General features: G+C 64.7%; 15 protein-coding genes. 6 read left to right on the top strand and 9 right to left on the bottom strand.

Annotation, left to right across the window (positions count from 1 at the left end):
* A partial coding sequence (locus WC739_RS20395; protein ID WP_372954828.1) for a phosphate acyltransferase occupies positions 1-550 on the top strand: 550 nt, incomplete at its 5' end.
* Between the two features lie 54 nt (positions 551-604).
* Here WC739_RS20395 and WC739_RS20400 read toward each other — a convergent pair.
* The gene (locus WC739_RS20400; RefSeq protein WP_372954829.1) at positions 605-1,306 is read right to left on the bottom strand and encodes a hypothetical protein; all 702 of its coding nucleotides are present in this window, start codon (positions 1,304-1,306) and stop codon (positions 605-607) included.
* A 430-nt stretch (positions 1,307-1,736) separates the two neighbouring features.
* On the bottom strand, positions 1,737-2,729 hold the full coding sequence (locus WC739_RS20405; protein WP_372954830.1) for an adenosine kinase: 993 nt from the start codon (positions 2,727-2,729) through the stop codon (positions 1,737-1,739).
* A gap of 234 nt (positions 2,730-2,963) precedes the next feature.
* On the opposite strand from WC739_RS20405, the gene WC739_RS20410 reads away from it, so the two are divergent.
* Complete coding sequence (locus tag WC739_RS20410; protein ID WP_372954831.1) at positions 2,964-3,866, top strand: DMT family transporter; 903 nt, start codon at positions 2,964-2,966, stop codon at positions 3,864-3,866.
* 87 nt (positions 3,867-3,953) lie between these two features.
* Complete coding sequence (locus WC739_RS20415) at positions 3,954-4,664, top strand: sulfate transporter family protein (protein WP_372954832.1); 711 nt, start codon at positions 3,954-3,956, stop codon at positions 4,662-4,664.
* A gap of 7 nt (positions 4,665-4,671) precedes the next feature.
* Here WC739_RS20415 and WC739_RS20420 read toward each other — a convergent pair whose 3' ends face one another.
* The 6 genes from WC739_RS20420 to WC739_RS20445 form a co-directional block, all read right to left on the bottom strand.
* On the bottom strand, positions 4,672-5,670 hold the full coding sequence (locus WC739_RS20420) for a proline racemase family protein (protein WP_372954833.1): 999 nt from the start codon (positions 5,668-5,670) through the stop codon (positions 4,672-4,674).
* A 16-nt stretch (positions 5,671-5,686) separates the two neighbouring features.
* Entirely contained in the window at positions 5,687-6,487 is an 801-nt protein-coding gene (locus WC739_RS20425) for an isocitrate lyase/phosphoenolpyruvate mutase family protein (protein ID WP_372954834.1), read from the bottom strand.
* Positions 6,488-6,563: 76 nt separating this feature from the next.
* On the bottom strand, positions 6,564-7,415 hold the full coding sequence (locus WC739_RS20430) for a hypothetical protein (protein WP_372954835.1): 852 nt from the start codon (positions 7,413-7,415) through the stop codon (positions 6,564-6,566).
* Positions 7,416-7,486: 71 nt separating this feature from the next.
* On the bottom strand, positions 7,487-8,146 hold the full coding sequence (locus tag WC739_RS20435) for an HAD family hydrolase (protein WP_372954836.1): 660 nt from the start codon (positions 8,144-8,146) through the stop codon (positions 7,487-7,489).
* The gene (gene dut / locus WC739_RS20440) at positions 8,146-8,631 is read right to left on the bottom strand and encodes a dUTP diphosphatase (protein ID WP_372954837.1); all 486 of its coding nucleotides are present in this window, start codon (positions 8,629-8,631) and stop codon (positions 8,146-8,148) included. Before dut ends, WC739_RS20435 begins: the two co-directional genes overlap by 1 nt.
* Before the next feature lie 94 nt (positions 8,632-8,725).
* Entirely contained in the window at positions 8,726-9,196 is a 471-nt protein-coding gene (locus WC739_RS20445; protein WP_372954838.1) for an Lrp/AsnC family transcriptional regulator, read from the bottom strand.
* Positions 9,197-9,300: 104 nt separating this feature from the next.
* Here WC739_RS20445 and WC739_RS20450 point away from each other — a divergent pair, with 104 nt between their 5' ends.
* Positions 9,301-9,549, top strand: coding sequence for a DUF6356 family protein (locus tag WC739_RS20450; RefSeq protein ID WP_372954839.1), 249 nt, complete (start codon positions 9,301-9,303; stop codon positions 9,547-9,549).
* Positions 9,550-9,630: 81 nt separating this feature from the next.
* Here the strand turns inward: WC739_RS20450 and WC739_RS20455 are convergent, their stop codons facing one another.
* A complete protein-coding gene (locus tag WC739_RS20455; RefSeq protein WP_372954840.1) occupies positions 9,631-10,704 on the bottom strand; it encodes an NAD(P)/FAD-dependent oxidoreductase in 1,074 nt (357 codons plus the stop codon).
* Between the two features lie 205 nt (positions 10,705-10,909).
* On the opposite strand from WC739_RS20455, the gene WC739_RS20460 reads away from it, so the two are divergent.
* Both WC739_RS20460 and WC739_RS20465 read left to right on the top strand, forming a co-directional pair.
* On the top strand, positions 10,910-12,502 hold the full coding sequence (locus WC739_RS20460; RefSeq protein WP_372954841.1) for a peptide chain release factor 3: 1,593 nt from the start codon (positions 10,910-10,912) through the stop codon (positions 12,500-12,502).
* A gap of 228 nt (positions 12,503-12,730) precedes the next feature.
* Positions 12,731-13,514 (top strand): NAD-dependent epimerase/dehydratase family protein (locus WC739_RS20465; RefSeq protein WP_372954842.1); only part of this gene is annotated, 784 nt, incomplete at its 3' end.

Consider the following 13,514-nt stretch of genomic DNA (forward strand, 5'->3'; position numbering starts at 1 on the left):
CGACGCCAAGCCCGGCCACCGCGTCATCGGCGTGTCGATCGTGCTGGCGCGCGGCAGGACGGTGATCGTCGCCGACACCGCCGTGCACGACATGCCCAACGCCGAGCAGATCGCCGACATCGCCGAGGAAGCCGCGGGCTTCGCCCGCCGCATGGGCTACGAGCCGCGGCTCGCCATGCTCGCCTATTCCACCTTCGGCCATCCGCAGGGAGAGCGCTCGGAACGCGTGCAGGAGGCCGTGCGCATCCTCGACAAGCGGCGCGTCGATTTCGAGTATGACGGCGAAATGGCCGCCGACGTCGCCCTCAACGCGCGCGCCATGGCGCAATATCCGTTCATCCGCCTGACCGGCCCGGCCAATGTGCTGATCATGCCGGCGTTCCATTCGGCATCGATCTCGACCAAGATGCTGCAGGAACTCGGCGGCTCCACGGTCATCGGCCCGCTGCTGGTTGGCCTGAACAAGCCGGTGCAGATCGTGTCGCTGAATGCCAAGGACAGCGACATCGTCAACATGGCGGCGATCGCGGCTTACACTGCGGGGACTTGAGGAAGGAGTTCAGGCTGCGGACAAAGTCGCCGGTCGAACCGCAAGGCGCCAGGTCTAGCTCGGCGCGAAAACCCGGGCCGCCTGAATGACCTCGCCGACCTGATCGGCTCGCAGCAGGTCGAGCGGAATTCGCCCGTCGAGCTGTGCCGCAGGGCGTGTCAGCCACAGCCAGGCCAGCCTCGGATTGCCGATCAGGGACAGCACGTCGCGTAGGCCGGCCACCGGCCTGCCGTCGACGAACTGCGCCAGCGGGAAGACATGCTTGCGGCCGCCCTTGCGCAAGGCGATCACCTCGCCCCGCCTTTGCCAGCGATGCAGGGTGGAACGCGCGATGCGCAGGTTTTCTTCCAGGTAAGTCGACCCGGCTACCCGGCCGGCCCAATCCTCGATCAGCATCGATTCGAGATCGTCGCTCTGCGGCAGCGGGGAAGGCGGCTCATCGGCCAACAGGACCTGGGTTGGACTTGCAGCACCGGCGGCGCCGGCCTCCGTGCGGCGCGCGGCCTCCGCCGCCAGCGCGCGCACGAATTTCGAGGCCAGCGCGGGAAGGTCGGCATGGATGGTGTCGATGGCACGCCGGTGTTTGGGCGACAGCAAGGTGACGGCGGCGGCTATGCCGCCCGCGATCTTGCCGACCGAGACCATGGTGGATTGGTTGATCGCCTCGTCATAGCGGGCAAGCGCGCGCTCGACCTGTTCCGCGACCATGTCCGCGAAATCGTCCTGGCCAGGACCGGTTATCTGGAATCTGTTCATGCATCTGTTTTCTGGCCGCTCGCTCCTCCCAGCCGCGGCCGGTTGTTGATTTCTAGTTTGGCGAACGGAAATCGCGGCGGCAACGAACATGGCCGCCCGACAGCTTGCTGTCTTGCATCTTTGACACCCCAACGGACCGGGAACCTCCCGCACTGTCAGTCGCGGGGCTCCCAGCCTGCGTGTAGGAGCCATGTATGACAGCCGCGCGACGGTGAAGCTGCCAATCTCCCCCCAGTGGGGGAGATGCCCGGCAGGGCAGAGGGGGGCGCGAGAGATCGCTGCGTTGCGATGTTTGCGCGGCCCCCGCGCTTTCGCCAGGTGTCGCGTCTTGAAACCATGAAATTTGGGCGATGCCGGCGGGACAGCGCCCCCCTCTGGCCTGCCGACCATCTCCCCCACAAGGGGGAGATCGGCGGCTTCGCTGCCGCCCCTACAACAATCCAGCCTTTTCGGCCTCGCGGCGCAAATTCTGGCGTGGGCGCGGGCCGATCTGCTGGATCACCAGTCCGGCCGCCAGCGAGCCAAGGTCGCCGCAGGTCTGGAGGTCGCGGCCCTGCGTGTAGCCATGCAGGAAGCCCGCGGCGTAGAGGTCGCCGGCGCCGGTCGTGTCGACCAGTTCGTTGATGGCGGTCGCCTTGATGACCACGGTCTCGTCGCCGCGCACGATCACCGAGCCCTTTTCGGACCGCGTCACGGCGGCGATCCGGCAATCCTTGCGGATCCGCGCCAGCGCCTCGTCGAACGACGATGTCTGGTAGAGCGACTTGATCTCGTGACTGTTGGCGAAGACGATGTCGACGGTGCCGGAGCGCATCAGGTCGAGGAACTCGTCGCGATAGCGGTCGACGCAGAACGAATCCGACAGGGTCATAGAGACTTCGCGGCCAGCGGCATGCGCGAGTTTCGCCGTCTGCCGGATCGCTTCCTTGGCCCGCGGCGGGTCCCAGAGATAGCCCTCGAAATAGGTGACCTTGGCGCCCGAGGCCTTGTCGGCCTCGACATCCTCCGGCCCGAGCTCGACGCAGGCGCCGAGATAGGTGTTCATCGAGCGCTCGCCATCGGGCGTGACGAAGATCATCGAGCGCGCCGTCGGCGGCTCGCCCTTGAGCGGCTTTGTGTCGAAGGCGACGCCCTGCGCATGGATGTCATGCGCGTAGATTTCGCCCAGCGCGTCGCTGGACACCTTGCCGAAGAAGGCAGCGCGGCCGCCGAAGCTGGCGACGCCGGCCGCCGTGTTGCCGGCGCTGCCGCCGGAGGCCTCGATCGCCGGGCCCATGCGGCTGTAGAGCAGTTCGGCGCGATGCGTGTCGATGAGGTTCATCGCGCCCTTGATGATGCCGTTGGTCTGCAGGAATTCCTCGTCGCACTGGGCGATGATGTCGACAATGGCATTGCCGATGCAAAGCACGTCATAATCGGCCATCAAAGTCTCCGCCACACCCAGCCGGCTTCCTGCCGCGCCCGGGCGGGTCTACAGCAGGACCCCGAAAATTGGCAACCGATTTTCTGGGTTCCGGCGGATGACCATCCAGCAGCGAGGTGGCGCGGCGGGTCAGCGCCCGTGAAAAGGCAGGCGCTAAGACAATTCGACCGTGGACGAAGCATTTCCCAGGAGCCTCGCCTAGAACAACCGCGATCACACGAAGCAGCGGGCCCGATGTCTGGAAAGAGCAATACGACGACCGACCTGGCGCTGCTTGGCGTCCTGGCGGTGCTGTGGGGCGCCTCTTACACCTTCATCAAGATCGGGGTCGAGACGATCCCGCCAGTCACCTTCATCGCCGCCCGTACCTTGATCGCCGGGGGCATCCTGTTCGCCATCATCCGCTGGCGCGGGCTCTCCATGCCGCGCGACGCGGCCACGTGGCGCCGCTTTGCCCTGCAGGCCTGCCTCAACAGCGTCGTGCCGTTCACGCTGATCGCCGCCGCCGAGCGCTCGGTCGATGCCGGCCTGGCCACCATCCTCAATTCGACCTCGCCGATCTTCACTTTCCTGCTCACCGCGCTGATCACCCGCCACGAACCGGTGACGACACGCAAGCTGATCGGCGTCGGCGCCGGCATCATCGGTATCTGCTTCGTCATCGGCACGCAGTCGCTCGGCGGACTAGGGCATGAATTCTGGGCGCAACTGGCCATCGTCGTCGCCACGATCTCCTATGCGGGCGCCGCCATTTTCGGGCGCGGCTTCAAGGGCCTCGATCCGATGCTGCCTGCGGCGGGCTCGATGCTCTGTGGCGCCGTCATCCTGGTGCCGCTCAGCGTGCTGGTGGACCAGCCCTGGACGCTGACGCCTTCCATGGCGTCGATCCTGGCCCTGCTCGCCCTGTCGGTGTTCTCGACGGCGCTAGCCTTTGCCATCTACTTCCGCCTCATCCAGACGCTGGGCTCGGTCGGTACGACGTCGCAAGCCTATCTGCGTGTCCCGATCGGGGTCGGCATCGGCGCCATCTTCCTGGGCGAAAGCTTGGGCCCGACCGCATGGCTGGGCATGGGTTTTGTGGTTGCAGGCGTCGCGGCGATGACGATCCCCGTTCGCAAGCGGGTGCTCGCGTCATAGCCCATGGCTTGTGCTCGCGGCGTGCGCTGCCTATCTCGGGAAGCGTCCGCCCTTCCGGCGGTCTGCTGACCTGGGGGTAGATACACGGTGATTTTCGACGCTGCCCGCACCGCGGCCTTCGAGCTGATCTCGCCTCCGTTTCGCGCCGTGTTCTTCAAGACGCTGGGCTTGACGGTGCTGGCGCTGGTCGCCCTGTGGCTCGGCCTTACCAGCCTTGTCGAATGGCTGGCCCTGCCATGGCTGCAGACGCTGCTGCCCGGCCTGCCGTCCTGGGCCGGCCTGATCGGCAGCATCATTGCCGCTATCGCGCTTGCCTTCGGCATGGCATTGCTCATTGCGCCTGTGACGGCTGTCGTGGCTGGCCTGTTCCTCGACGATATCGCCGAAGTGGTCGAGCGCACCGACTATCCCCTCGATGCGCCCGGACGCGCCATGCCGGCGCTGCGTTCGCTGGTGCTGGCGCTGCGGTTCCTCGGCGTCGTCATCCTCGGCAATCTCGTTGCGCTTCTGCTCCTGCTGGTGCCGGGCATCAACATCGCCGCCTTCTTCGTCGTCAACGGCTATCTGCTCGGGCGCGAGTTCTTCGAATTCGCCGCCATGCGCTTCCGCCCGGAGGACGAGGCCAGGGCCTTGCGCAAGCGCTATGCAGGCACGGTGTTTCTCGCCGGGTTGGTCATATCGGCGTTCCTCGCCATACCGTTGCTCAATTTGGTGACGCCGCTCTTCGCCGCCGCCATGATGGTGCATCTGCACAAGGCGATCTCGGCGCGGGAAACGGCTCGCTTCCCGAGGGCCTGAGGCCGGTTCAGCGCAGCAGGAAACCGCGCCCGAGCTCATCATCGGCTTCGACGATGAATTCCGCCCGTCCGGAATAATAGGCGCGGCCGCCGACGCGGGCGATGACGGCTTCATGCGGGCCGGCCTTCGTCGTCCGCGCCACCGCGCCGGAAAAACGCGAGCCCGCAATGCTCTCGAAAGTGCGCGTCTGCCCGATGGCGATCCCGCCCTTGGCATGCATCGCAGCCAGCCGCGCCGTGACGCCGGAACCGGTCGGCGAACGGTCGACCTCGGCATCGGCGAAGACGCAGATGTTCCTGGTGGCCTCGCCGGAGAAATCATCCTTCCCGTCGGTCAGGATGGTGCCGTAGAGAAAAGCGAGGTCGGAGTGGTCGGGATGCGACAGGCGGAAATCCGCTTTCAGCCTGTCTGTCAGAGCCGTCGCGGCGTCGACGAAATCGCGCACCCTGTTATGGCCGAATTCGAGCCCGAATTGATGGCAGTCCGCCAGCGCGTAGAAGGCCCCGCCATAGGCGATGTCGAAACCGATCCTGCCATACCCCGTCAGATCGATCCGCTGGTCGCGGGCAAACAGGAAGGCCGGCACGCTTTCGAACGACACGGCGCCCGCCTTGCCATCCCTGACCTCCACCGAGGCGACAACCAGGCCGCAGGGCGCCTCGATGTTGACGATCGTGATCGGCTCCTGTTTCGCCACCAGCCCTTCATCGACGGCATAGCGGCCGAGCGCCACGATGGCGTGGCCGCACATGGTCGAATAGCCTTCATTGTGCATGAACAGCACGGCGAGGTCGGCGCCGGGCAGGTCAGGTTCGACCAGCAACGCGCCATACATGTCGTAGTGGCCGCGCGGCTCGAAGATCAGCAGCTTGCGCAGGTGATCGAGATGGTCGCGCACATAGGCGCGCTTTTCCCGGATGGTCCCCTTGGGAATATCCGGATAGCCTGACGTGACGATCCTGAGCGGCTCGCCGCCCGTATGCATGTCCACGACGGTGAGTGTCATGCGCCCAGCCTGCCCATCAGAGGGGCTTGCTGAACAGCGCCTGCAACTTGCCGAACGGCATGGCGGCGCGGGTGAAGCCGAACGTGCCGTCCTGCTGGATCTCGCGCGCGGCCGTTTCCAGCATGCCATAGGCGAAACTGGTCAGCCACGGCCCGAGCGAAATGCGTTTCACGCCGGCCATCGAAAGATCGGCGATGGTGAAGCCCGGCTTCGCCATGACGTTGACCGGCTTGCCGACCGCCGAGCAGAGCGTGCGGACCATCTCGACGTCGCCGATGCCTGGCGCATAAAGCACGTCGGCGCCGGCCTTCTCGAAGGCCTGCAGCCGCTTGATCGTATCGTCGAGATCGGCCTTACCCCACAGGAAATTCTCGGCCCGCGCCGTGAACACGAAATCGCGCTTCAGCGCTCGCGCTGCCTCCACCGCCGCCGCGACGCGCTCGACCGCGTGAGCGAAATCATAGATCGGCTTGTCGGGATCGCCGGTGTGGTCCTCGATCGAGCAGCCGGCAAGGCCCGCCGCCTCCGCCGCGAAGATGGTTTCGGCGGCCTGCTCGGCGCTGTCGCCCTTGCCCTTCTCGAGGTCGGCCGAGACCGGCAGGCTGGTCGCCGCCGACACCTCGCGGCAATGATGGATCATCTGCTCGAACGTCACGGCGCCATCCGGCAGGCCGCGCGAAAAGGCAAAGCCGGCGCTGGTCGTCGCCAGCGCCTTGAAGCCGAAGGAACCCAAGAGCTTCGTCGTGCCGATATCCCAAGGATTGGGCATGACGAATGTCGAGGCATGCAGGTCGCGAAAGATCTTGCCCTTGTCCATGGAAGCACCCCTTCAAGCGCGGATCACAATGTAATTCTATCGTGCCGGTTTTCGCCGGGCAAATGAATGCGCCTGTTCAGAAGCGTTTTGCGTTCTCTGCTGACAAGCGCTCGAACGCATCGGAATCCTTGCGGTAGTGCGACGCCTCCTTGTCCCAGCGGTAGGTGACGGAAATGTCGTGCGATAACGCCTTCGGCGCCGCCTCGTCACAGCTTTCGCCGCTGGGCACGATGGCATCGGTCACCGTCGCCCGGATGGCGGCCTGGGGCTGGCCCGGGATGGACTGGAAAGCGACGGTCTGCGTGCGCCTGTAGGCGCACAAATTCTCATCGAACGTATAGATCATGTCGATCAGTTCGAACCGGTCGTCGCGGACCATGATCACCGGCGTGGCCACATAGCCCTGGTTCGAATTGAAATGCGTGCTCATGGTGATGAGGACGTCTTCGCCGGCAGCAACGGCAATCTTGCCGGGATCACGGAAATAGGTGCTTTTGTCGACGGCGACATTGACGGCGTCGAGCAGTCTGGGCCTGGCCGTGATGTCGTAGAGCGCCAGCACGGCGTAGCCCTCGGCGCTGTCGGAATCACCGCCGAGATCGAACAGCATCGCCAGCCGGTCCTTGCCTCCGGCCCTGATGGCGAGCACGGCCGCATTCGGCAGGCTCGACGTCTCTGGTGGCGAACCGCCGCTGTCGGGTCCCTCGATATGGCGCATGTCGATCGGCGGCCCGCCTCTGTAGAAGCCATCCTTGTCGGCGGCCAGGTCAGGAATGACCATCTTCGCCAGATCGAGATAGGTCACATCGGCACGGCCGGGCAGCGCGGTGCCGAGATCGGGAAAGGCGACTGCCTGCGCGCCGGCCGCGGTCAACAGGAACGGCAGCAGGATCAAGGCGAGGGTGAAGCGAAGGAAGATCGTCGGCATCGGCGTTCGGGCTCGGTTGCCAAGACCGTAGCATGGCGGCAAGACACGTCCAGCCCGTCCGTTCGTTGGCCTCAGTTAATAGGCACCAGGCCGGCCAGCGAGCGCATGTCGTCGAACGGAATGCCGCCGGCCCGTATCAAGCCGTCGCGGTCGGAATAGGCATCGCCATGATAGGAAAACACCCGCATGCCCGCGGCGATGCCGGCCTGCGTGCCGGCGACGCTGTCCTCGATGACGATGCAGTCGTCAGGCGAAAAACCCATGGTTTCTGCCGCGTGCAGGAACAGGTCCGGAAACGGCTTGCCGCGCGCGACCATGGTCGAGGAAAACATCGCATGCTCGAACAGCGGCAGCAGCCCGGTCTGGCCAAGCGTGATGTGCATTTTCGAAATCCTGGCCGAGGTGGCGACACAATAGGCGATGCCGGCCACGCGCACCGCTTCGATGAAATCGCGGACAAAGGGGATTTCTTCGACGCCGTGGGCGAAGAGGTCCGGCAGGCCGGCGTTCCAGCAATCGACGAAATCGGCGCCGAGGCGGACCTCGGTCTGCGCTTCGATGTCCTTCTGCACCGAGGCCATGCTTCGGCCGGAATAATGCTTGCGGCAAAATTCGAAACTCGTCGGATAGCCGGCGGCGCTCAGCCATTCAGCAAGGCGCCTGTTGGCCAGGTTCTCGGTATCGACGAGAATGCCGTCGCAATCGAAGATGACAAGTTTCGGCGGCACCATCAGGCGGTGCCGGTCGATCCGAACCCGCCCGAGCCTCGCGTTGTCCCGCCGGCAAGGTCGCGCTCTTCCACCGCTGCCTGCGTGACTGCGGCGAAAACGATCTGGGCGATGCGCATGCCGCGCGTCACGGCGAAATCCTCGTCGCCGAGATTGACCAGCAGGACCTTGACCTCGCCGCGATAGTCGCTGTCGATCGTGCCGGGTGAATTGAGGACGGTGAGGCCGTGTTTGAAGGCAAGCCCGGAGCGCGGCCGCACCTGGCCCTCCAATCCTTCGGGAATTTCCATCACCAGGCCGGTTGGCACCAAAGCGCGTTTCCCCGGCAGTATCAGCAATGGCCGGTCGTCGGGCACGGCGGCGCGCAAATCCATGCCGGCGGCGCCGGAACTTTCATAGGCGGGGAGGGGTAGTCCTTCACCATGCGGCAACCTGACGAAGCCGACGGTGGGACCAATGACGGAAGAAGAATGGAGGGCTGCGCGCATAAAATCGATCCTATCGGCGTGAACCGCGATTCGGTCAATTCGCCAGCAAGCCTATCAACGGCTTTCTTTCTGGCTTGACCATGGCACGAGCAACTCAGCGCACCTCCATCGGAACCACAGTGGTCTCCTTGATCTCTTCCATCACGAAGGAGGCCGACACATCCGACAGCGCCACCTTGGCGATCAGCCGCTGGTAGAGCCGATCATAGGCCTTCACGTCGGCAACCCGGGCGCGCAGCACATAGTCGAGATCGCCCGACATGCGGTAGACGCCGGTGATCTCGGGAAAGCCGGTCACCGCCGCGCGGAACTTCCCCAGCCAGTCCGGGTCATGGTTCGACGTGCGAATCAGGATGAACACCGAAAGGCCGAGCCCGAGCTTGTCGGCATCGACCAGCGCGACGCGGCCGGTGATGACGCCGTCTTCCTCCAGCCGCTTGACCCGCCGCCAGCAGGCATTGCGCGACAGCGACACCCGCTCCGAAAGCTGGTCGACGGAGAGTGTGCCGTCGCGTTGCAGTTCGGCAAGCAGTTTACGGTCGATTTCATCGATTTCCAGCTTCATATGGGATGTTTGTCCCATGAATCGGTTGAAGACAAGGACATTTTGAGACCGAAGCATTGGTGAAGCGTGTCAGGATGGCAATTCGGGATATGAAGGGGACGAGCATGTCGGTTGCACGAATTTTCACCGCCCATCCGGCCAAGGTCGGCGAAACCTATTTCGGCCATATGGCCTTCGCCGCGTGGTTCTCGTCGCGCTTGCTGCTGGCCGCTTCTGCCGCGCTCGTTCACGCCTTCCTGCCCTTTCTGTTCGAGATGACCGCCAGCCGGATCGTCCGCGAACTCTACGAGCGGACGCACAACAGAGGCTCGCACGCGACCAAAAAGCCGGCGGCACTGGCGGATCGCGCCTAGAGACCGCACCTGGAGGAAGACGGACGAGGTCTGCGGCGACTATCGCCTGTCGCCGGTCTACCAGCCTGTCTCATACCGGGATCACTGGGCGAACCGGCCCAATCCATAAGGCGCCAGCAGCGGGTCGCGTTCGCCGTCGAGGATTTCCCGCGCCGAAAATAGGCCGACCGCCGGCGCCAGCGTTATGCCGGAGTGCATCACCGCGATATAGAGGCCGTCCATGCCTTCGGCGCGGCCGATGATCGGGAAGCCGTCGATGGGCGTCGGCCGATAGCCGACCGTGTGGAAATCCAGCTCCAGCCCGTCGCTGTCGCGCAAGCTGGCTTGCAGGGCCGCGAACAGCTCGTGGGCGGTTGCTTCCCCGTCCATGCCCGGATCGGCGTCGCCGAAATCCGAGCCGGCGATGATACGGCCCTCCGCCGTCTGGCGCATGTGCAGACGCTCGCCCAGCACCAGCCCGTTGAGAAGCTTTTGATATGGCCGGGAATGGACGATCAGCCCGGGCGGCGTCTCGATCGGCAGGCTGATCCCCGCCGTCGCCGCGAGATCGGGCGAGCCGACGCCGGCCGCGATCACCACCTCGTCGGCGGCCATCAGGCCGTGCGATGTATCGACGCCGGTAATCCTGCCGTCGGTCTGGACCAGCGCCGTAACCGTGCTGGCAATGATCTTCGCGCCGTGTCGCTGGGCGTCGGCCAGCAGAACTTTCGTGGCCGCCACTGGCTCGGCGACACCTTCTTCGGCGACGTGCAGGGCAAAGTCGGGCGGCTCGACGAGACTGGGTTCGATGCGCGCGGCGCCGGCCCGGTCGACGCGTTCGATGCCGTAGCCCCAGGCTGAATGTTGCGCGGCATAGGTTTCCAGCTCGGCGGCCGGCAGGTCCCAGCACAGCCCGCCGCACCAGCTGAGCGGCAGGCCGGGCAGGTCCTGTGCCAACCGCGTCCACTCGGCCATCGCGCGGGTGCGCAACCGGAAATAAGGCTCCGGATTTCCCCAGCTGGCATTGATCCAGGCAAAGGAATTCGGCGTCGCGATCCCGCCGGCGGCGCTGTCGGCGATCACCGTCACTTGCGCTCCCGCCCTGGCCAGATGCCAGGCGATGGAGGCGCCGATAATGCCAGCGCCGATGACGATCACTTGTTTCGTGGCAGTCATGCCCGCTCCTTCTCGCGCCCCTTGCGTTCCTCTATACGACGACCATGCCGAAAGGCGAGACCCGGCTGGCCGCCGGCGGTCTCCCTGGCGGACCTGCGCGACAGACGCGGCTTGTTCCGGCCTCCCGTGGTCGACGCGGCCGGAACGGTCGACAGTCCGGCACTGCGCTGCTAGAAGCCCGGCCTGTCACACGGAAATCCAGAGAATGGCCGAAGCAATAGAAGAAGAAGTGGCGCGCCGCCGCACCTTCGCGATCATCGCGCACCCGGACGCCGGCAAGACGACGCTCACCGAAAAGCTGCTGCTGTTCGGCGGCGCCATCCAGCTTGCCGGCGAGGTCAAGGCCAAGAAAGACAAGATCCAGACCCGGTCGGACTGGATGAAGATCGAGCGCGAGCGCGGCATTTCGGTCGTCACCTCGGTGATGACCTTTGAATATGAGGACAATGTCTTCAACCTGCTCGACACGCCGGGCCATGAGGACTTCGCCGACGACACCTACCGCACGCTGTCGGCGGTCGACTCGGCCGTCATGGTCATCGATGCCGCCAAGGGCATCGAGCCGCGCACGCTGAAGCTCTTCGAAGTCTGCCGGCTGCGCGACATCCCGATCATCACCTTCGTCAACAAGATGGACCGCGAGAGCCGCGACCCATTCGAGATCCTGGACGAGATCGAGCAGAAGCTGGCGCTGGACACCGCCCCCATCACCTGGCCGATCGGCCGCGGCAGGAATTTTTCCGGCACCTATCACCTGGCGCTGAATGCCGTGCGCCGGGGTGATGACGAGAAGGAACGCACGCCGGTCAACGGTCCCGATTCCAACCGCGTCGCCGGCCTGCTGCCGGAAAACGAGCGCGAGGCTTTCATCGAGGAACTCGAATTGGCGCGCGAGGCCTGCCGACCGCTCGACATCGACGCCTTCCGCGAGGGCCATCTGACACCCGTCTATTTCGGCTCGGCGCTGCGCAATTATGGGGTGCGCGACCTGATCGAGGCGCTCGGCGCCTTCGGGCCGCCGCCGCGGGCGCAGGAGGCCGACACCCGCAAGGTCGAGGCGACCGAAGACAAGATGACGTCCTTCGTCTTCAAGATCCAGGCCAATATGGACCCCAACCATCGCGACCGCATCGCCTTCGTGCGCGTCTGTTCGGGCAAGCTCGAGCGCGGCATGAAGGCCAAGCTGGTGCGCACCGGCAAGCCGATGAGCCTGTCGGCGCCGCAATTCTTCTTCGCCCGCACCCGCGTCACGGCCGACGAAGCCTTTGCCGGCGACGTCGTCGGCATCCCAAACCACGGCACGCTGCGCATCGGCGACACGCTCACCGAGGGCGAGGAGATCCTGTTTCGCGGCGTGCCGAACTTCGCCCCGGAAATCCTGCGCCGCGTCCGTCTCGGCGATGCGATGAAGGCCAAGAAGCTCAAGGAAGCGCTGCACCAGATGGCAGAGGAAGGCGTCGTGCAGCTGTTCTCGCCCGAGGACGGATCGCCGGCCATCGTCGGCGTTGTCGGCGCCCTGCAGCTCGACGTCCTCAAGGAGCGCCTGAACTTCGAATACACCTTGCCGGTCGAGTTCGAGATGTCACGTTTTTCGGTCTGCCGCTGGATATCGGCCGACGACAAGGCCGAGGTAACGCGCTTCATCGAGGCGCATCGCGGCGACATCGCCCGCGACCTAGACAACGATCCGGTCTTCCTCGCCCAACACGCCTTCTCGCTCAACTACGAAGCCGAACGCTGGAAGGGCATCCGTTTCGCCACGATCAAGGACTATCAGGTCCGCGACAAGGCGGCGTGAGCCTGGCGGCCCGCTGATCGCCAAGCCGTCGAGTCGGAGCGGGTGCGGCTGTCAGGGACGTGACTGCGCTGCGATACTGGGTTAAGCATAGGCCCGACGACACCACCGCGGTTCTTCTCGATCGGAAGCAAAGGACAGGCTGGGGGCTAACTTGCGAAGAAGGCTGGCGCGAGGCTCGGGATATTGCATCTCGGCAGGCGTGGTTGGTGCCGGGAGTCTCCCGTTGCGATGAGAGTGCTCATCACAGGCTATGGTGGATTTGTGGCGCCATACGTGGCGGGAGCCTTGCGAAATTTGCTGGGTTCGTCCCTGGAAATACTTGGAACCCACCATAGCCCGAGCGTCGGCGAGGACGATGTCCAAATTGTTGACGTAAACGACGTAGCGGCGGTCGACCAGGTCGTGGCGGGGTTTCGCCCTGATCATGTCATCCATCTGGCCGCGATCAGCCAGATTCCGGATGCTGCTGCCGATGTGGACGCATGGCGAACCAACGTTCTGGGTACGCTCAACTGCGCCAGGGCGATCCTGAAATTTGCCGAGAACGCGTCATTCATTTTTGCAAGCTCGGGACAAATCTACGGCCACGGTGAACGAGTTCACACCGAAGACTCTCCGATTGCCCCGATCAATGATTACGCAGCGACAAAGGCGGCGGCCGATATCGCGCTTGGCGCGTTGGCCATGCGCGGGTTGCGCGTCGTGCGGCTGCGCCTTTTCAACCACACCGGCCCGCGGCAGGCGGAAAAATTTGTCGTGCCGAACTTTGCGGCGCAGATTGCCCGGATTGAGCAACAACGGCAGCCAGCCATCTTAAAGGTGGGAGATCTGGAGGCTGAGCGGGATTTTCTGGATGTGCGCGACGTGGCCGACGCTTATGCGCGCACGGTCATGATGGCGGAGGACATCCCGCCAGGGACCATCCTGAATATATGTTCCGGCCAACCTGTGAAAATACGAGCGCTGCTGGACAAACTTGTCGCCCTTGCCCGCGCACCGATAACGGTTGAGA

Source organism: Mesorhizobium sp. (assembly GCF_041661565.1).
GTDB lineage: Bacteria > Pseudomonadota > Alphaproteobacteria > Rhizobiales > Rhizobiaceae > Mesorhizobium.